This is a genomic window from Halanaerobium sehlinense, assembly GCF_055379485.1.
In genome coordinates, this window is record NZ_AP042442.1 from 783,114 (window position 1) to 803,012 (window position 19,899).

Annotated in this window: 20 protein-coding genes; 13 read left to right on the forward strand and 7 right to left on the reverse strand. The window is 32.4% G+C overall.

The genetic code is table 11. The features are described 5' to 3' along the window. Positions 1-70: 70 nt before the first annotated feature. Both rlmD and ACZ446_RS03800 read right to left on the reverse strand, forming a co-directional pair. Entirely contained in the window at positions 71-1,240 is a 1,170-nt protein-coding gene (gene rlmD / locus ACZ446_RS03795; RefSeq protein ID WP_464394370.1) for a 23S rRNA (uracil(1939)-C(5))-methyltransferase RlmD, read from the reverse strand. A 44-nt stretch (positions 1,241-1,284) separates the two neighbouring features. Then, positions 1,285-2,610, reverse strand: a complete 1,326-nt coding sequence (locus tag ACZ446_RS03800; RefSeq protein WP_464393808.1) for a sodium-dependent transporter — start codon at positions 2,608-2,610, stop codon at positions 1,285-1,287. Between the two features lie 379 nt (positions 2,611-2,989). Here ACZ446_RS03800 and ACZ446_RS03805 point away from each other — a divergent pair, with 379 nt between their 5' ends. Next, positions 2,990-4,465 (forward strand): sodium-dependent transporter, encoded by a 1,476-nt coding sequence (locus tag ACZ446_RS03805; protein WP_464393809.1) that lies wholly within the window; start codon positions 2,990-2,992, stop codon positions 4,463-4,465. Between the two features lie 178 nt (positions 4,466-4,643). Continuing rightward, positions 4,644-5,333 carry a PHP domain-containing protein gene (locus ACZ446_RS03810; RefSeq protein ID WP_464393810.1) on the forward strand — a complete coding sequence of 230 codons (690 nt, stop codon included), beginning with the start codon at positions 4,644-4,646 and terminating at the stop codon, positions 5,331-5,333. Positions 5,334-5,413: 80 nt separating this feature from the next. Here ACZ446_RS03810 and ACZ446_RS03815 read toward each other — a convergent pair whose 3' ends face one another. The 5 genes from ACZ446_RS03815 to mnmH are packed head-to-tail and all read right to left on the reverse strand — an operon-like array spanning position 5,414 to position 10,036. After that, positions 5,414-5,965 (reverse strand): hypothetical protein, encoded by a 552-nt coding sequence (locus tag ACZ446_RS03815; protein ID WP_464393811.1) that lies wholly within the window; start codon positions 5,963-5,965, stop codon positions 5,414-5,416. Positions 5,966-5,967: 2 nt separating this feature from the next. Then, positions 5,968-6,561 carry a hypothetical protein gene (locus tag ACZ446_RS03820; RefSeq protein ID WP_464393812.1) on the reverse strand — a complete coding sequence of 198 codons (594 nt, stop codon included), beginning with the start codon at positions 6,559-6,561 and terminating at the stop codon, positions 5,968-5,970. 24 nt (positions 6,562-6,585) lie between these two features. Next, positions 6,586-7,590 (reverse strand): RnfABCDGE type electron transport complex subunit D, encoded by a 1,005-nt coding sequence (locus ACZ446_RS03825; protein WP_464393813.1) that lies wholly within the window; start codon positions 7,588-7,590, stop codon positions 6,586-6,588. Positions 7,591-7,606: 16 nt separating this feature from the next. Next, a complete protein-coding gene (rsxC, locus tag ACZ446_RS03830; protein ID WP_464393814.1) occupies positions 7,607-8,932 on the reverse strand; it encodes an electron transport complex subunit RsxC in 1,326 nt (441 codons plus the stop codon). 36 nt (positions 8,933-8,968) lie between these two features. Beyond that, the gene (gene mnmH / locus ACZ446_RS03835; protein WP_464393815.1) at positions 8,969-10,036 is read right to left on the reverse strand and encodes a tRNA 2-selenouridine(34) synthase MnmH; all 1,068 of its coding nucleotides are present in this window, start codon (positions 10,034-10,036) and stop codon (positions 8,969-8,971) included. 271 nt (positions 10,037-10,307) lie between these two features. On the opposite strand from mnmH, the gene ACZ446_RS03840 reads away from it, so the two are divergent. The 11 genes from ACZ446_RS03840 to ACZ446_RS03890 all read left to right on the forward strand — a co-directional run bounded on the left by ACZ446_RS03840 (position 10,308) and on the right by ACZ446_RS03890 (position 19,864). Continuing rightward, a complete protein-coding gene (locus ACZ446_RS03840) occupies positions 10,308-11,141 on the forward strand; it encodes an Mrp/NBP35 family ATP-binding protein (protein ID WP_464393816.1) in 834 nt (277 codons plus the stop codon). A 105-nt stretch (positions 11,142-11,246) separates the two neighbouring features. Continuing rightward, the gene (locus tag ACZ446_RS03845; protein WP_464393817.1) at positions 11,247-11,606 is read left to right on the forward strand and encodes a NifB/NifX family molybdenum-iron cluster-binding protein; all 360 of its coding nucleotides are present in this window, start codon (positions 11,247-11,249) and stop codon (positions 11,604-11,606) included. Position 11,607: 1 nt separating this feature from the next. Further along, complete coding sequence (locus tag ACZ446_RS03850) at positions 11,608-12,486, forward strand: ATP-binding protein (protein WP_464393818.1); 879 nt, start codon at positions 11,608-11,610, stop codon at positions 12,484-12,486. Continuing rightward, positions 12,464-13,327, forward strand: coding sequence for an ATP-binding protein (locus ACZ446_RS03855; RefSeq protein WP_464393819.1), 864 nt, complete (start codon positions 12,464-12,466; stop codon positions 13,325-13,327). Before ACZ446_RS03850 ends, ACZ446_RS03855 begins: the two co-directional genes overlap by 23 nt. A gap of 4 nt (positions 13,328-13,331) precedes the next feature. Further along, positions 13,332-13,709 (forward strand): NifB/NifX family molybdenum-iron cluster-binding protein, encoded by a 378-nt coding sequence (locus ACZ446_RS03860; RefSeq protein ID WP_464393820.1) that lies wholly within the window; start codon positions 13,332-13,334, stop codon positions 13,707-13,709. 164 nt (positions 13,710-13,873) lie between these two features. Beyond that, positions 13,874-14,257 (forward strand): DUF5320 domain-containing protein, encoded by a 384-nt coding sequence (locus ACZ446_RS03865; protein ID WP_464393821.1) that lies wholly within the window; start codon positions 13,874-13,876, stop codon positions 14,255-14,257. A gap of 211 nt (positions 14,258-14,468) precedes the next feature. Further along, a complete protein-coding gene (locus tag ACZ446_RS03870) occupies positions 14,469-14,900 on the forward strand; it encodes a MarR family winged helix-turn-helix transcriptional regulator (RefSeq protein WP_464393822.1) in 432 nt (143 codons plus the stop codon). Positions 14,901-14,923: 23 nt separating this feature from the next. Beyond that, positions 14,924-16,564 carry a L,D-transpeptidase family protein gene (locus ACZ446_RS03875; protein ID WP_464393823.1) on the forward strand — a complete coding sequence of 547 codons (1,641 nt, stop codon included), beginning with the start codon at positions 14,924-14,926 and terminating at the stop codon, positions 16,562-16,564. 96 nt (positions 16,565-16,660) lie between these two features. Beyond that, entirely contained in the window at positions 16,661-17,617 is a 957-nt protein-coding gene (locus tag ACZ446_RS03880) for a peptidase M15A (RefSeq protein ID WP_464393824.1), read from the forward strand. A 57-nt stretch (positions 17,618-17,674) separates the two neighbouring features. Beyond that, the gene (locus tag ACZ446_RS03885) at positions 17,675-19,180 is read left to right on the forward strand and encodes a long-chain-fatty-acid--CoA ligase (protein ID WP_464393825.1); all 1,506 of its coding nucleotides are present in this window, start codon (positions 17,675-17,677) and stop codon (positions 19,178-19,180) included. 33 nt (positions 19,181-19,213) lie between these two features. Beyond that, on the forward strand, positions 19,214-19,864 hold the full coding sequence (locus ACZ446_RS03890) for a protein-L-isoaspartate(D-aspartate) O-methyltransferase (protein WP_464393826.1): 651 nt from the start codon (positions 19,214-19,216) through the stop codon (positions 19,862-19,864). The last annotated feature ends 35 nt before the right edge of the window (positions 19,865-19,899 follow it).

The following is a 19,899-nucleotide window of genomic DNA, read 5'->3' on the forward strand; positions in this document are numbered from 1 at the left end:
TACAGATGCTGATTTTTAGATTTTCTAACAAGTTTTTGATTTTAGCTGTTTGAATTATTTAACCTGTGATTTAATAAGATTTTTTTAATAATGTTATAACTTCTAAATGTTTAGTATGTGGAAACATGTCAACAGCTTTGAATTTTTCTAACTGATAATTATGGATTTTAAGCTCTTTTAAATCTCTGGCTAAACTTTTAGGATTACAGGAAATATACAAAATTTCATCTGCATCAGCTGAAGCTATTTTAGCTAAAGCTTTAGGATTGATTCCAGGCCGAGGGGGGTCAATGATTATTAGATCAGCTTTTTTATCAATGTTTTGAATTTCTTCTAACACATCTCCAGCTATATATTTTGTGTTTTTCACATTGTTTAACTCAGCATTTTCAGCAGCTCTTTCAGCAGCTGCCTTATCAATTTCGATTCCATAAATCTGATCAGCATCATTTGCAATACTTTGTGAGATAGTACCTGCCCCACAATAGAGATCATAAACTACCTTGTTTTGAGCACTACCTATATATTTTTCAGCTTCAGCATATAACAATTCTGCCCCTTTGGTGTTAGTTTGGAAAAAGGAGAGAGAATCTATTTTGAATTTATAATCTAAAAGCTGATCATAAAAATAATTTCTACCGTGATAAATTTTCATTTCATCACAGCTGACTTGATCTGAAAAGTCATCATTGATTGTTTGAATAAACCCTACCAGTTCTCCTTTTAAATCGAGGCTTTTTAGTTCATTAGTTAGAGGAGTAAAATCGTGATCAACCTGGCTTGTTGTTATCAGATTAGCAATAACTTCACCGGTATTAATTCCTTTGCGAATAACTAAATTTCTCAAAAAACCTTCTCTTAATTTAATATGGTATTTTTTGAATTGGTGTTCACGGCAGTATTTTAAGATAGTGCTTAAAATAGCTCTGAAATCTTGATCAACTAATTGGCACTGATCTACAGTTATTACATCAAATCTTCTACCGCGGGGATGCATTCCTAACTGCAGTCTTCCACCTTTTTTTAAGTCGCCAAAACTAAATTCCATATTGTTTCTATACTCATAAATTTCTGGGCTTGCTAAAATACCTTCAAAATTATCAGTATTAATCTCTTTCTCGTTAAAAATATCTATTAACATTTTCTTCTTATCTTTTAGCTGTTTTTGATAAGGGGTTTCTTGAGTAGAACAACCCCCACAACGATCATAATGAACACATAGCTCTTCAGTCATCTGCATCTGCAAATTGAACCTCCTATAGATTTAACTTTCAAAAAAATTGATTAGATTGTTTGGTAAATTGTAAAAAGCATAATAAATAATACAGCTGTGGGAACTATATATTTTAATAGTATCGAATAAATGCTGCCAATATGAAAGCGGCTATTCTTATTAGCTTCTTCAACTGCATTACTGCTTCCCCAGATATGACCAACAAAAATAGATGTTAAAATACCGCCTGTTGGTAAGAAAATTGAATTTGAAAACCAATCATAAGTATCAAGTACATCCATGCCCAAAAAGCTAAAGTTAGAAAAAGAGCTGTAACCAAGTAATGGGGGAATACCAACTAAAAAGATGAGAAAACCCATTAGATAAGAAGCTTTTTTTCTATTCCAATCATGCTCATCTACCAAAAAGGCAACAACAACTTCTAACATAGAAATTGAAGAGGTTAGAGCAGCAATAGTCAGCAGTAGAAAAAATATTAAAGAAAAGAATGTACCAAAAGGCATTTGAGTAAAAACTGCTGGTAAGGTAATAAAAGTTAAGCCAGGACCAGAAGCTGGGTCAAGTCCAAAAGCAAAAACTGCAGGGAAGATTGCAAATCCTGCCAGTAGTGCTACAGCTGTATCAAAAATTAAAACATAGGCTGCACTTTCATTAATGCTTTCTTTATCACTCAAGTAACTACCATAAGTAATAATTGCTCCCATTCCTAAGCTTAGAGTGAAAAACGCCTGTGAAATAGCATCAGTAAATGTTTGAAAGCTGATTGCTGAAAAATCTGGTTTTAAATAAAAACTTAGTCCAGCTGCAGCTCCCTCAAGAGTCACAGAACGAATTATTAACAAGAATATAATTCCAAATAAAATAGGCATTAAAATTTTAACTATTTTTTGAATACCATTAACAACACCAGCACCAATTACAACAATAGTTAGCAGCATGAAAACCCCATGCCATAAAATTGGTTCAGTTAGACTACTGATATGTGAACCAAAAATTTGAGCAAAGTTGCTGTCAACATTAAATGTTAGAGATTTGAAAATATATGACATTCCCCAACCTGCTACAACAGAATAGTAGCTCAAAATTACAAAACCTGATAAAACACCTAAAGCTCCAACAAGATACCAGGGAGTATTAGGAGCCAGACTTTTAAAAGCTCCAATAGGATTTTTTTCAGTCTTTCTTCCTAAAGACATTTCAGATACTAAAATAGGATATCCAATAAATAATATAGCAGCTAAATAAATTAAAATAAAAATTGCGCCTCCATTTGTACCAGTTACAAAAGGAAAACGCCAAATATTTCCCAAACCAATCGCGGATCCAGAAGCGGCAAGAATAAAACCCAATCTGGAAGTCCAATTTTCTCTTTCCATAATTAATCCTCCTTATTATTAGATTTTATATATTTACTTTACCAATTAATTTTATCATATTCAGCTGTATGCATCAATCGCTAAATTTCAAAGCTTTAATTAAAGATAATATCAATTCTAAATACATTTATTTGATTTTTGTATTAAAAGCTGGAAATTGTTGAATTTATTTGTTATAATACATTCAACCTGATTAGAATAGTTGAGATGAGTATACAATCTTATATTATCAGCAGCAAAAAAATATCTAGCAGTGAATTTAAGATTGTATTATTAGTTTATTATTTTGGTATTTTAAGTATTTAATTTTTAGCTGAGCTGAGCCAGATATGTCAGGTTAAAATAAAATGAGTAGAAAGAAGACAAGGAGGAAAGAGAAATGGAAGAGAATCGTGATCAATGGGGAAGTAGACTTGGATTTATTTTAGCAACAATTGGTTCAGCTGTAGGATTAGGTAACATTTGGCGTTTTTCTTATCAGGCATATGAAAATGGTGGTGGAGCATTTTTATTTCCATATATATTTGCTCTTATAACTGCCGGATTACCTCTGTTACTGCTTGAAATGGGATTTGGATTTTTTACCAGAAATTCTGCTCCAAGTTCTTTTAGGAAAGTAAAAGAAAAGTTTGAGTGGATTGGCTGGTGGTCAGTATTAGTAGCCTTTGTAGTAACAGTTTATTATATCGTTATTATTGCCTGGAGTTTATTATTTGTTTTTGAATCATTTTCTTTAGGCTGGACTACAGATCCTGAAGGATTTTTCTTTGGAGATTTTTTAGGGTTTAGTGGTAGTGCATTTACACTCGGGGGAATTCAGTGGCAAATTTTCTTTGCTTTATTAGCTGTTTGGCTGATAAACTATGTTATTATTGCTGGTGGAGTAGAAAAAGGAATTGAGAAAGCCAGTAAAATTTTCATGCCTCTTTTAGCATTAATGGTTGTAGTTATTGTGTTTAGAGGTGTAACACTTCCAGGTGCAATGGAGGGTATTAAGGCTTTTATCACCCCGGATTTTTCTAAAATCTTAGATTTTAATATCTGGGTTGGAGCTTATGGACAGATATTCTTTACCTTAAGTTTAGGTTTTGGAATTATGATAGCGTATTCTAGTTATTTGCCGAAAAAATCTGACGTAGTAAAGAATGGTATTATTGCAGGTGTAGCAAATAGTGTGTTCAGTATAGTTGTTGGTTTTGGTGTGTTTGGAGTCCTGGGATATATGGCACAACAGCAGGGTGTAGGAATAGCTGATGTTGCAACATCGGGTATTGGACTTGCTTTTATTGCTTTTCCAAAGGCAATTAACTTGCTACCAGGAGTACCACAACTGTTTGGTTTTGTCTTTTTCTTATCGTTAACTATTGCTGGATTATCATCAAGTATTTCTTTAATTGAGTCAGTGGTTTCTTCACTAATTGATAACTTTAGTTTAAGCCGCAAAAAAGCTGTTACTTTAGTTTCAATTGCTGGGTTTATACTTGGTGTTCCAATGGTTACTCAGGGTGGTTTAGCTATTTTAGATATTGTTGACCATTTTGTAAATATTTTTGGTTTATTACTTGTAGGTTTAGTAGAAATGCTTGTATTAAGTTATGCATTTGATTTAGATACAATTAAAGATAATATGAATGAAAGTTCTGATCTGCATATGGGTAGTGGTTGGAAAGTATTAATTAAATTTGTTGCACCAATCTTTATCGGTATCGGATTTGTTCAGAGTACAATTTCTGAACTGTCAACTGCTTATGGTGGCTATCCAGTAAGTGAACTTGTTGCTTTTGGTTGGTTAGTTGTAGCATTACTAGTTGTACTTGCAGTTACAATTGCAAGGAAGAGTCAAAAGAGAATATAATTTAGTTGAATAGATTATTTTATTTAACCTCCGGTATTTAAACTGCCGGGGGTTTTTGACTTTTATTAATAAAAAATTATATAATGGCGCTGTAAGGATATCTGGCAGAAGATAAATAGGTCTTTTAAGTTATGAGAGAGTTAATTATGATAAATGTTAAAAATCAGAGGTGTTTTGTTTGAGTAAATATAAAATAGAATTACATGCTCACAGTTCCGAGAGCAGCCGCTGTGGTTCTCTAAAAGCAGCAGAGTTAGTGAAAAACTATAAAGAGGCAGGATATAGTGCTTTAGTTTTAACAGATCACTATTACGCTCGTTTTTTTGATAAAATATCTGATTTAAGCTGGGAAAAGAAGCTTGAAAAATATTTAAAGGGTTATAAAAAAGCAAAAAATATAGCTGATAAGTTAGATTTTAAAATTTTTTTGGGAGTAGAGATTAAATTTGATAATGATCCTAACGAATATTTGATTTATGGTTTAAAAGAAAATTTTTTGTTAAATAACCCTAATTTACACCATTTGAATTTAGAAGAATTTAGAATCTTAATTGAAAAACAGGAAGAAGAGATATTAATTTTTCAAGCACACCCTTATCGTTCTGGTATGGCTCCTGCTGATATTAAACTGCTGGATGGATTAGAGGTTTACAATGGTAATCCACGTCATAATTCTCAAAATGATAAGGCATTTACTTATGCTGAAAAATATGAATTAAAGATGATTTCTGGCTCAGATTTTCACGAATACGAGGATTTAGCACTGGGCGGAATAGTTTCAGAAAAATTACCAGTGACTATAAGTGAGCTTTGTAATTTATTAAAAAATGGTGATTATAATTTAATTAAGGCTGGAAATTTAGTCTAAAATATAATATTAGATAGTTTATATAAGTATAACCTGGAAAAGGAGACACCATATAAAAATGTTGTCTCCTTTTAGTAATTTTAAAGAAAGTTAAAACCTGACATTAAAGCACTTAAAAAGGCCAGAACTAAAAACAAAGTATATTCTTTCTTAAATATTTTTTTAGTTTCTTTAAGATCCAATTGTTCCTTTATAGCAGCAGTTACAACAAAAGTTAGATAAATAGCTGCTAAGACAGCTAAAATGACTATTAAATCTTGAGAATTATAATTTATTTTTTCTACGAGATTAAATTGTAGTGCTAGAAGACCTGCTAAAGCAATAAAATCATGCTGTAAGCCGGCAAGCCATTCTCCCTGAAGCAGATCAGAACTTTTAATAATTTTAATGGCAATTAGAGAATTTAAAAAGTAAACTGCCGGCAGGATAAAGCTAATTGAGCTAAAATAATAAGAAAAAATCCAGGCTGATATTGCTGCAGCTCCCATAGCTCTTGTAATAATCAACCCATCTTTAAAAGATGCTCTTAGTTTTGGAGTTTCTACTATTATCAAAAGTACTGCAGTAAAAGAAATTAAAACAACATTATTTTTTAAAAGTTGATCCAAAAAAAGAAATATTATTTCATTCATACTTATACCTCACTTTCAGAAAAAACTGCTGTTTCATTTTTTAATTTATTTTCTAAATTTAATTTTTTAAGCAGGATTTCATAGATAAATGCTGCTGCAGCTAGAATTATAAAAGCGCCAGCTGGCTTATTGGCCAAGGTAAAGATCGGAGTATTAAAAATTTGATAGTTGAAAATACTACCTCTTCCTAAAAGTTCTCTTAAGACAGACACAGCAAGCATTAGATCTAAAAATAAGGTATGATTAATTAAAAAGTTATCTAGTTTCTTAATTTTCAAATCTGCATAAACTAAGGGGATGACTCCAATTAAAATAAAATAGTAATTAAAATACTTAGCCTGTGATTTGAATATTTGGGGCAGAATTGCATGGAGAAAATAGGAAATTCCCAAACCGATACTCCAGAGTATGATCTTACCTTTTTTTTGGTAGAAAAATTTTTCATTGATTGAGTATACTAATTTAATAATTAAAGCAATAAAGCTTAAAGATAAGCTAAAAATAAGGGCAAATAAAACACCATGGGCAGTTCCAGCAAGTAAAGCAAGCAGAGATAAAAGACATATTTTATTAACCAGTGTTATCTTATTATCCATCTAAAAATCTCCTTTCTTATTTATCTAACCAATCGAAAGACTAAGGTAACTAAATATAATAATTATTGCTGCTGCAAAAATAGATGAAGCTATAATCTTATAGTTTTGTTTACGAATTTGGTACTGGCCAAAATGAAAACCTTCAAATAAATGATCAAAAAGATAAGCTAGACCATTCATAGTTAAAATGGCAAAAGTTACACCTCCGCTATAACTCGAAAAATACCGAATAAAAACTGTTAAAGCTCCACAGCCTGCACCATAAAATAGTCTTCCTTCCTTAGCAGTTGGAGAACTAACCATATCTGTTGCCATGAAAAAAGAACCCAATATAACAGCACCAGAAAAAATACTGAAGAGAGGATTAATTCCAAGTAAAAAGGAAGTTATAATAACAGCTGATATAAAAGCACCTGGAATTCTCCAACTTATGTAACCTTTGTAATAAAGAAAAGCTGCACCGATTAATAAAGCTAGAGCTGAAGTTTCACCAACAGCACCTGGTATATTTCCAATAAATAAGTTCCCCAAGCCTTTAAGCCCGTTTTGACTTAGATATGTATAAGAAGAGTCTGCTGCTCTCTGAGCAAGAGGAGTTGCACCAGCAGCTGCATCAAAAGGAGCAGGCCATTTAGAAAAATATTCAGCAAAGGAAAGTCTAATTACTGCTCTACCGGCTAAAGCAGGGTTAAAAATATTGTTTCCAATTCCTCCAAATAGCTGTTTGGCAAAAATAACAGCAAAAAATGCACCAACTAGCGGCAGCCAGAAAGGGGAATTAGCTGGGATACTCATTCCTAAAAGCATACCAGTTACAAAAGCACTGCCGTCACCTGGGATTTTTTTAGTAAACGGATATTCTAAAATAACAGAAAAAACTGCAGTTGAAAAAATTAAATAAAGTGCATAAGGTCCAAAAAATATTAATGCAGCTGCTGCAGCTGGAATTAATGCTAAAGCAACATTCCACATTGTTTTCTCTATTGAATCATCTGTCCCGATATGAGGACCAGAAAGATTTAAGTTCATTTGAAAACCACCTCCATTATTTTTGAAGTTCTCTTAATTTAGTTTTACCCTCTCTCAGCCATCTTAAAAGGGGCCTACCTGCAGGACAAACATAGGCGCAGCTTCCGCATTCAATACAGCTGCTCAAACTTAAAGCTTCAGCCTCTTCTAAATAATTATTATTTATATAATCAGTGATTCGATTCGGAGATATATAAACAGGACAGGCATCAACACATTTAGCACAACGGATACAAACTCTATTTTCATAATTTTTATATTCTGATTGAGATAGAATGATTATTCCAAAGCCAGTTTTTGTTATTGGTATATCAGTGCTTTCAGCCCTAAAACCAGTCATTGTTCCACCAATTAGTAAAACACTTTCTTCAGATACCATACCACCACAATAATTTAAAAGTTCTTTGATTGGAGTTCCTAGAGGGACAACAAGGTTTTTAGGGTTTTTAATACCTCGGCCGCTGACAGAAACAACTCGATCAACAACAGCCTGACCTTCATCGACTGCTTCAGCAATGGCAACTGCAGTTTGAACATTATTGACTACAACTCCAACTTCCATCGGCAGTGCACCTTCTGGAATTTCACGATCCAAACAGGCTTCAATCAATTTTTTCTCTGATCCGTGTGGATAGAAAGAATCAGTTATCTCATAATCTAAATCTGGCCAATTTTCTGACTCCAACTTTAAACATTTAATTGCATTTTTTTTATTATCTTCACAGGCGATGAAAGCATTTTGAGCACCAACAGCTTTTTTTATTAATTCTAGGCCTCTAAAAACCTTAGCAGTTTTTTCCTGTAAAGTCCGATCATCAACAGCTATAAAAGGCTCTGATTCTGAACCATTTACAATTACTGTATCAATTGGTTTTTCCTTAGGAGGAGATAGTTTAATATGGGTTGGAAATCCAGCACCCCCCATTCCAATAATACCTGATTCTTTAATAATATCTTTGATTTCTGCAGCAGTTTTTTCATTTTTTTGTTTCAAACTAAAATCAACCCTTTTGAATTCTGCTGATTTATCTCGTTTTATAATAATTGCCTTTGATTTTCCGCCTCGGGAATCAGGGATATCTTTAATGTCAATAATATTTCCCGAAATGCTGGCATGCAGATTGGCTGAAACCCCAGCTTCTGCTTTAACTATTAGCTGTCCTCTTGCAACATAATCACCTGTTTTAACTAAAATTTCTCCTGGTTTGCCAATATGCTGCTGTACAGGCAAATAAACAGTCTCTGGCAGAGGTAATTCTTCAATCTGTAGGTTTGTATTAAGCTCTTTATTTCCTGGAAGGTCAATACCTCCCATAGAAAATTTTTTTATTTCTTTTGACATCAAATCAGCTCCTATCTTTGAAATAGAATATTAGCTTTAAATCTGATAGATATTTATAATATTTTGAGCAGCATTTTGAATATTTTCAGCACTAATTTCAGCTTTATAGTTATTAATTTTATTCTGAGAATGTTCATACATTGGGTCATAATATTCTTCTAATAATATTTTTGTTAGTTCTTTAAATTCCGCTTTTCTTGTTAATTCTAAAAGTTTAAAATAAGAATCTTTACCAGCTTTTTTTATAATATATTTTTTGATTGCTGTTAACGATTCTAAAACTCTTTCGATGAATTCTTCTTGATTACTCTCTATATCTTTTATATATTCTAGATAAATATTTTCTACCCTTTTTTTCATTGAAGCAGTTATTAATAGGTCATCTCCTGATTTCATTTTTTGATTGAAAAAATCCGGTATTACTGAATGTCCAACTCTTCTGCTTTCAGCTTCGACAAATATTACTCCATTCTTTTTATCTTTAGATTCTAATTCCTGCCAGAGTAGTGATTCGAAATATTTTTGGTTATATGGTTTGGCAAGACCAATACTTCCAAAAGCTGATCCCCTATGATTTGCTATTTGCTCCAGGTCAATAATATCTGCACCTAATTTTTCCATTTCTTTCAAAATATAAGTTTTACCAACTCCTGTATTGCCGTGTAGTACTGAAATTTGACCTTTGAAATTATAGTTTTCTAATTTATTAATAATATAATGTCTATAACCTTTATAACCACTGTCTAATCTATAAACTTCAATTCCGGCTAAATCTGAAAACTCAGCCAGACTTTTACTGCGAAGACCTCCTCTTGAACAGAAAATAATTAGATTATCAAATTTTTGATTAAGTTGATTAACTTCTCTTATTAAATCAGGAATTTTAGGTGAAACTAATTCAACACCTTTTAATTTTGCTTTTTTAGGGCTTTCCTGTTTATAAATTGTACCAATGATTTTTCTTTCACTGTGGTTTAATAATTCTATATTAACGGCACCTGGAATAGTTGCCTCTAAATATTCTTCTTTTGTTCTTGCATCAATGTAAATACTATTTTTTAAATCCAGACTTTCCTTATAACTAATTAATCTTTCTCTTCTCATTTTATTACACCCTTTAAATAAAGTATTCTTAACAAGTTTATAAATATTTTTAATTAGATTTCTCTTTAATTAAATTGTTGCTAAAACTCTGCTTTTACAACTTACTTTTATAACTTATTTAATATTTTACCTTAAATAAGAGTAAAATGAAAACAGATAGTTAAAAAATTTTGACTGGTAATTTTAGTACTTGATTTGAAAATAAAAAAGTGTTATAGTTAAAACAGTTAAATGAACAAATGACCATAATATATAATGAGGTGATTATTTAATGTATGAAGTAAAAGATAAGAAGGTTATCTTAGAACATGGTTCAATCAATAAAGGAATTATTGCTGTTGCTAGTGGTAAGGGTGGAGTAGGAAAATCTACTGTTACTGTAAATTTAGCGACAGCTTTAGCAGAATTAGGATATAAGGTTGGAATTATTGATGCTGACGTAAGAGGTTTTAGTGTGCCAAGAATTTTGGGAGTTACTGAAAAACCAAAGGCAGTCAGTGAAAAAGAAATTATTCCACCTGAAGTTAGAGGAATTAAAGTAATTTCCATGGGTTCTTTTGTTGGTGAAAATGAACCTGTTATTTGGAGAGCACCATTGCTTACTGGGGCTTTAGAACAGTTTTTTAAGGATATTCGCTGGGGAGAATTAGATTATATGTTAATTGATTTACCTCCAGGAACAGGAGATATGCCATTAAATATTATGCAGAAGGTACCTCATGCTGAAACTCTAGTTGTTACAACTCCTCAGGTTACTGCAACTAAAGTGGCAGGAAGAATTGGAGCTATGGCTGAGAAAATGGATCACAAAGTTTTAGGTGTTGTCGAGAACATGGCTTATTACAGATGTTCTGAATGTGGCAATAAAGACTATATCTTTGGTGAAAATGGTGGTAAAGATCTGGCTGATTTTATGGAAACAGAACTATTAGGTCAATTACCTTTAATTTCTGAAGTTCGCCGCCGCAGTGATTCTGGAAATCCAATTGTTTTTGATGAACCTGAATCTGAAATATCACAGGAATTTATTAAAATTGCTAAAAAATTAGCAGATAAAGAACAGGGATTTGATGAGTCAGTTGAGCCATTGAAACTTAATAAGTAAATTTAAGTTGCCGGGTGCTTGTCAAAATTAGTTTTTAATTACAAATAAGAACTGGTGATTTTTACGAGTGTCCGGTAATCTTATAAAAATGAGGGGGTTATCAATATGAAAATAGTTATTCCTGCAGTTGGGATTAATGGTTTTGAGACTGAGATTCATGAAAATTTTGGCAGAGCAAATTATTTTGCTGTAGTAAATACTGAGAAAGATAGTATTGAATTTATTGATAATAGTGCTGCTGACCAAAGCAGTGGAGCCGGAGTTGGTGCAGCTCAGTTATGTGCTGATAAGGGTGCAGATATTGCTGCAGCCTATCATTTTGGGCCAAAAGCTTATAAAGCTTTAACAGTAGCTGGAATTAAAGTTTTAGACCTAACTGATCAAAAATTAATCAAAGAAGCATATAGAGATTATCAGGCAGGCAAACTAGTTGAGGCCGAAGCTGGCCCGGGAGGACATCGTTAAAGTGAATAAAGAAATTTCGCTATCAATCTTGAGCGGGAAGGGCGGAACTGGTAAAACAACTTTAGCTGTTAACTTAGCACTTGCTCTGGAGAATGTTCAACTTCTTGATGCAGATGTAGAAGAGCCTAATGACTATATTTTTATTTCACCAGAAATAGAAAATAGAGAAGCAGAATCAGTTATGCGTTTAATTCCAGAAGTTAATGCTGATTTATGTACTGCCTGCCGAAAATGTGTTAACTTTTGCGAGTATAATGCCCTGGCAATGATGCTAGATAATGTTTTAGTTTTTGAAGAAGTTTGTCACAGCTGTGGAGGCTGTAAAATTGTTTGTCCTGAAAATGCAATTACCGAAAATAAAAAAGAACTGGGTAAAATAAGACATCATCAGTTTATAAATCTTGATTTCTGGCAGGGGGAATTAAATACAGGGGAAGAGAAAGCTGTACCGGTAATTGAAAAATTAAAATCAAAAATCGATCACAAGAAAAAGGTTATTATAGATTCACCACCGGGAACAACCTGCCCCACAATTGAAGCAATTACAGATACTGATTTTACTATAGTTGTGACAGAACCCTCGGCTTTTGGTCTTCATGATTTAAAGATGGTTGTTGAGATGCTTAAACAAATTGAACAGCCTTTTGCAGTAATTATTAATAGAGCTGAAGCGGATTCAGATTATTTAATTGAAGACTACTGCCAGCAAGAAGGAATAAAAATTCTATTAAAAATACCCTTTTCTCGAGAAATTGCAGAATTATATTCTAATGGTTATCCTTTTATCAATAGAATTGAAGGGTGGAAAACAGAATTCAAAAAATTATATCAGAATATTCTTGAGGAGGCCAATAAATATGAAAGAAATAACAGTAATTAGTGGTAAAGGTGGAACCGGAAAAACTACCTTCACAGCTAATCTGGCCTCTTTATTAGATAACTTAGTACTTGGAGATTGTGATGTTGATGCACCAAATCTGCACCTTTTATTAAATCCTGTCAATAAAAAAGAAGTTATTCATAAAGGTGCAAAATTAGCAGTGAAAAATCAAGCAAGATGTATTGACTGTGGGTTGTGTTATGATAACTGTCGGTTTAATGCCATTACAGCTGAAGACTTTAAAATTAAAAATTTAAAATGTGAAGGCTGTGGTGTTTGTGTAGAAGTTTGTCCAACAAAAGCTTTAAAAATGGAAGCTGTTGAGACAGGTAGTTTATATGAAGCTGAGAGTAAGTTTGGGGATATGATTCATGCCCGTTTAATTCCTGGTGCTGATACTTCCGGTAAATTAGTCAGTGAAGTTAAGAAAAAGGCATCAGAAGTAGCTAAGAAAAAAAATAAAGATTGGATATTGATTGATGGTTCTCCAGGAATTGGCTGTCCTGTTATTGCTTCATTAACCGGTTCAGATATTGCAATTTTAGTTACTGAGCCAACAAAATCAGGTTTTTCGGATTTGAAAAGAGTTATCGAAGTAGTGCAGCATTTTAATATTCCTGCCGGTCTTGTAATTAATAAATATGATTTAAATGAAGAAATTAGTGATCAAATTGAAGCTTATTGTCAGCAGGAAAATATTGAACTATTTACTAAATTACCTTATAGTAGGATAATTGTCGAATCTTTAAAAAGAGGAGAACTTTTTGTTGATAATAATCAAGATTTACGAAGAAAAATGATTAGTGTTAAATCAAAATTAATAAAAAATTTGGAGGTATAATAATATGAAAAAAATAGCTGTACCAGTTCAGGGAGAAAATGTATCTGCACATTTTGGACATGCACCTTATTTTAAAATTTTTAGTGTTGAAAATAATAAAATTGTTGAAGAAAACAATTTGGAAAATCCGGGCCATCAGCCTGGCCTCTTGCCAAAGCTTTTAAATGAAGCTGGAGCTAATCTGGTTATTGCATCAGGTATGGGACAGAAAGCAATAGCAATTTTTGAAAAAAATAATATTGATGTAGTATGTGGTGCTTCAGGTGAAGCGAAAACTGCTGTACTTGACTATTTAAACGGTGATTTAAGTATCTCATCAAATGCATGTTCTCATGGAGACCATGATCATCATAATCACGATCATGGCAGCCATAAACATTAATCTATTTTCATAAATTATCAAATATAAATTAATGCCGGGCATAAATAAGCGCCTGAGAAAAAATTTTGGCTAATTATTGACATATGTTCAAAATAGAGTTATAATAAAGATGCAAGATAAAGAGTATATGTTCATTAACAACAATTATAGAGGAGTGATTGATTATGCCAAGAGGAGATAGAAGAGGTCCAGAAGGTGCAGGTCCAATGACCGGAAGAGCTTTAGGTTATTGTTCCGACAATGAGCAGCCAGGTTTTGCTGCAAATGCAGTTCCCCAGGGTGCTGGTAGAGGTTTCAGAAATGGAGCTGGTTGTGGGTCAGGGTTTGGTCGTGGTTATGTTAAAGGTCGGGGCATGGGTTATGGCAGAACTTTTTCCGGAAATCGCAGAAGAGGTGCTGCTTATGTACCTGCTGCAGATGACTCTGAAGAGTTCTCAAGTGGAGAAAATAGAGATAGAGAAATAACAAGATTAGAAAATTTAGCTAATACTCTTAATAATGAATTAGAAATAGTTAAAAAGCAGATTAATGAGCTGAAAAATGAGTAATATGTAATTAGGGGCTTCCATTTTGGAGGCTCTTTTTTTTATTTCTTTAGAGTAACTATAACTTTAAAAAATTATTCTTAAAAACAGCTTAACTGCTGATTTATAACATTCTATTCATTGAAAATCTTGTTTTTAAAGCTAAATTATTATATAATATCAGTAACTATTGGATTGCTTTTTTAAAACTAGACAAATGGGTGAGGTTATTGATATGGGAAATAAAATAAATAATAAAATAGAAGCAAAAATAAGAAATATAGCTAAATATTTAAATGAATATACAAAAGACCATTTAAAGTGTTATAATCTGACATTAGGTAGATTTCACGTTTTAAGAGTTATTTTAGAATCTGAACCGGTCAGTATGGGAGATATTCATGAAGAGTTACATATGGCAAATAGCACTGTCACAGTAATTGTTGATTATCTTCATGAAGCTGGCCTTGTAAAAAGAAGAAGAGATGCTGATGATAGAAGAGTTGTTTTATTAGAAATTACTAATGATGGTAATAAAATAATGCGCGATTTGTTAAAGCAGAGACAGGATTTTATGAAGCAGGCACTAACCGGGATGGAAGATTCAGCTGCAGAATTATCTTCTCTTTTAGAAAAGTTATTAAAAAAAATAGAAGAAATTTATTAGATAAAGAGAGCAGGTGGAGAAATTTGAAAAAAACATTAGCAATTTTTTTGTTTTTTTTGTTTATAATTTTTGTTTTTAATGTGAATACAGCAGCTCAAAGTGAGCTAGCTATGTCAATTAGAAATCATTTAATTGTAATCGAAGAATATGAAGGAAGATTTCCAAAAGCTGAAAATGTTCGCTTTTATCAGGAGCTAATTGAATTTTATGATCAGCGACATCACCGCTCAATTTGGTTTGGAGAAGAAAAATTCAAAAAAGATCCCAGACCATTAGTTAAAGAGGTAAAAAATAGCTACTTTGAAGGTCTAAATCCTTCTGATTATCATTTGGATTTGATTAAAGACTGTCTTAATGAAAATTCGTTATTTACAGAAGAATGTCGTGATAAAAGAGCTCTAATGGATATTTTATTAACTAATGCTTATTTAAGCCTCGCCTCTGATTATTTAAATGGAAAAATAGATGCTGAAATTATAATTGATGATTATAATTATCAAGCTGAAAATTTAGAGGCTCAAAAGCTGCTCAGCTATTTAACAAATGAAAAACTTAAAATTTCTGAAGCAATAACTAATCAGCTTCCCAAAACAGATAATTATCTAAAATTAAAAGAAAAGTTAGCCTATTATAGGGATTCTGGGAAAGTAGAAGCCTGGCCCCAAATAAATCCGGGAGAACCGCTAGGTATTGGAGCAAAGGGATTGAGAGTTTCGCAATTAATCAAGAACTTAGATGCCCGAAATTATTTAAATAGCGAAAGTTTAAAATTTAAGGATCAATTCAATCAGAATGTAAGATGGGCAGTACGTCAATTTCAACTTGATAATGGACTAAAAAGTGATGGAGTTGTGGGCTATAAGACTTTTGCTGTACTTAATCTTCCATTGGAATATAGAATAAAACAATTAATCATTAATATGGAAAGATGGCGCTGGCTGCCTGAGAATTTAGGAAGTCGTTATATTTATGTAAATATTGCAGATTATAGTTTGAAATTGTATGAAAACAACCAAGTAATTATGCAGATGAAAACCATTGTTGGTCAAGAGCAGAGGAGTACTCCTGTTTTTAGTGATACTATAAAATACCTTGTAATAAATCCTTACTGGTATGTGCCTAAATCGATTGCTGTAGAAGATAAACTGCCGCTAATTAAAAAAGATTATACCTATCTTATAGAAAATAATTATTCTCTATTTCAGTATACCGGTAATAATAAATTAGAAGAAATTGACCCAGCAGAAGTTAACTGGTCAAAAATTGATGAGGATAATTTTAATTATCTCCTGCGTCAAAATCCAGGTGATAATAACGCTTTAGGAAGAGTAAAGTTTATGTTTCCTAATAAGTTTAGTGTTTATTTACATGACACTCCAGGCCGCTATCTTTTTTCTGAAAATGAAAGAGGATTTAGTTCAGGGTGTATAAGAATCGAAAAGCCAATTGAGCTGGCTGATTATTTACTAAATGATCAGGAAAAATGGAGTCGAGAAAAAATAGAAGAAGAAATGAAGAAAGATAAAGAAAAAACTGTTTATTTAAAAAATCCAATTAAAATCTATCTGCAGTACAATACTGCCTGGGTAGATTCTTTTGGTAGATTAAATTTTAGGGAAGACATTTATAATCGAGATCAAAAAATAATTGAAGAATATTTTTAATTATATTTCTAATTTGCCAGAAATAAAAAGCATTTTATAGAGTAATTAATATAACAATAGTTCAAACAAAAATCTGAAGGAGTAAAAATATAAATAATGAAAAAAATATTTTTTTTAATAACACTTGTAGTTTTAATTTTAATTAGTAGTATTTCACTTAATGCAGCAGCTTTTTCTAATGAGCACGCAGATTTTTCAATAGTCTATGACAACTTTGAAATTCCTTTGAAAACTTTTAGCATTTTTGTCATGCCTCGAGAAGGAATTGAAATTTATATAGCTGAAAAAGATCAAAACCAAAAATATGTAATTGAATTAAATGGTAAAAGGTTTGAAAATGATAAATCATTTAAGTGGCAGGCACCAGGTAAAAGTGGCTATTACCCGGTAAGAATAAAACAAAAAAGAGGCACCGGTCCAGGAACAGAAATCAATTTAAACGTTTTTGTTCTACATCCAGCTGAAAAAAAGAATGGTCAATATCTAGATGGTTTTAGAATTGGTTATTATCCCAAAATCACTTCAGATAAAAAAGAGTATTATTCAAAACCAGCTGGATTTTTAAAAATTGAAGAGTCACTCTTAGATCTTAATTTAACTCCACATTTTACAATGCAGCAATTTGTAACTAACCAGAGTGCGAAATTCCCTCAGTACATAGTACTGCAGGAGTCTCTGCTTTTAAAATTGGAGTATTTTTTAGAAGAGGTTAATAAAGCTGGCTATAGAGCTGATACTTTTGGCATTGTTAGTGTTTATCGCAGTCCTTATTTTAATAAAAAATTAGGGAATAACACCAGTTTTAGCCGTCATTTGTTTGGAGATGCTGCTGATATCTATATCGATAATACCAATAATCAGTGGATGGATGATTTAAATGGGGATGGAAAATCAAATATTTATGATTCGAATCTACTTTTTGATTTAGCTGTTAAATTTGATCAAAAAGAAAATAATTCTCAGCTCCAGGGAGGAGTAAGCAGTTATAAAGGGAATGGTGTTCGTGGTCCTTTTTTACACATTGACAGCAGAGGCTTTCATGTTACCTGGTAGTTTAATTATTTGTAAAAAATAGATTTAAGATCAATAAAATAATGGGAGGTAATTTAATTGTTATTAGGAGATATAATTTCGAAAACTGCAAATGAAAAAAAAGAAAAGCTGGCCGCTGTATTAGATGATCAAAAAATAACTTACAGTCAGCTTGAAAAGGAAAGTAACCAACTGGCACATGGTTTAATAGATTTAGGTATAAAACCATCAGATATGGTGAGTATTATGCTTTCAAATAGCATCGAATTTTTAGTTTCTTATGTAGGTGTTATTAAATCTGGAGCTACTATGGTGCCCTTAAATATAAGTTTTAAAGCACGGGCTGTAGAATATATTTTGAATAATTCAGAAGCTAAAATTGTAATCACTTCCAAAAAGTTTTTACCTTTAATCCAAAAATGTAACTTAGAGTATTTAGAAAATATAATTTTAGTTGACGGAGAAAAATCAGATGACTATTTACTTTTATCAGAATTTAAAAATCAAAAAACAAGCCTACCCAAGCTAAAGAATATAGATCAGGAATTTACAGCAGCCTGCTTATACACTTCAGGTACTACAGGTCAACCAAAAGGAGCAATGCTGACTCATCATAATTTGATTTTTGACACTCAAAAAACTATTGAACATTTAAAGGTTGATGATAGTGATCGCTATATTTGTGTGCTGCCGATGTTTCATGCTTTTGCCGAAACTGTCTGCATTTTAATGCCGTTATTTTTAGGAGCAGAAATTGTGATTATCGATAAATTTCTACCTGAGACTGTATTAAAAGTAATTCAGGAGCAAAATGTAACATTTTTTGCTGGGGTTCCAACTATGTACTCCGCTCTTTTAAATGTAAAAAACAAAGATAATTATGATTTGTCACATCTTAATTTATGTGTATCTGGTGGAGCAGCCATGCCTCAGCAGACAATGGAAGATTTCGAGGAAACATTTAACGTTAAGATTTTAGAAGGAAATGGTCCTACAGAAACTTCCCCTGTTGCTTATGTAAATCCTGTGGATGGCGAAAGAAAGTCTGGATCAGTTGGGCTTCCAATTCCAGAAACAGAAGTTAAAATTGTTGATGAAAATGATAATGAAGTACCAATTGGCGAGATTGGTGAGATTACAGTTAAGGGAGAAAATGTAATGAAGGGTTACTATAAAATGCCAGAAGCTACTGAAAAAGCATTACGAGGTGGTTGGCTGCATACAGGTGACTTAGGAAAAATGGATGAAGATGGTTATGTTTATATAGTTGATCGCAAAAAAGATATGATTAATGTTGGAGGAATGAATGTTTATCCTCGAGAAATTGAAGAACAGCTGTACAAACATCCAAAAATTAGAGAGGCCGCAGTTGTAGCAACTAAGGATGAACTTCGCGGTGAAATCCCAAAGGCTGTAATTGTATTAAGAGATGGTGAAACTGCTAATGAAAGAGAAATTCAAAAGTACTGTATGGAGTATTTCGCAAATTATAAAGTACCTAAGTTGGTAGATTTTTTAGATGAATTACCTAAAAATGCTACCGGTAAAATAGATAAAAAATCTTTAAGTGATCTTTCAGACTAATACCGGGCAGGCCAAAAAGCGGGGTGGAAATTTATGGAGATTGATTTTGAAAAACTTCGCAAGCAGATGGTTGAAGAACAGCTAATGAAAAGAGGAATAGATGACGATCTAGTTTTAGATTCTTTTAGAAATGTAGAAAGAGAAAAATTTATTCCGGAAAATAATAAAAAATATGCTTATGCAGATGGAGCACAGCTGATTGCTGCTGGCCAGACAATTAGTCAGCCTTATATTGTTGCAGTAATGCTTGAAGCTTTAGAAATCAAGAAAACTGACAGGGTTCTTGAAATTGGTACAGGCTCCGGTTATGCTGCTGCTTTACTGGCAGAAATAGCAGCTGAGGTATTTACCGTTGAGAGAATCGAAACATTAGCTGTTCAGGCTGAAGAATTATTAGAAAAATTAGGCTACCAGAATATTAAGGTTAAATTTGGTGATGGTAGTTTAGGCTGGGAAGAATTTGCTCCCTATGATTCAATTTTAGTTTCAGCTGCTGCCCCTTATGTTCCTCAGAAGTTGGTTGAACAGCTTTCAGCTGGAGGAAGGCTAGTTATTCCGGTTGGTAAAAGAAATGAGGTTCAAAGATTAAAGGTTTTAACTAAGAAATTCAATGGGAGAGTTAAAGAAAAAGAACTCGAGTATGTTAGATTTGTGCCGCTAATAGGTGAAGACAGCTGGAAATAAGAATTAATTAATCAGCCGCTCTGGCGGCTGATTTC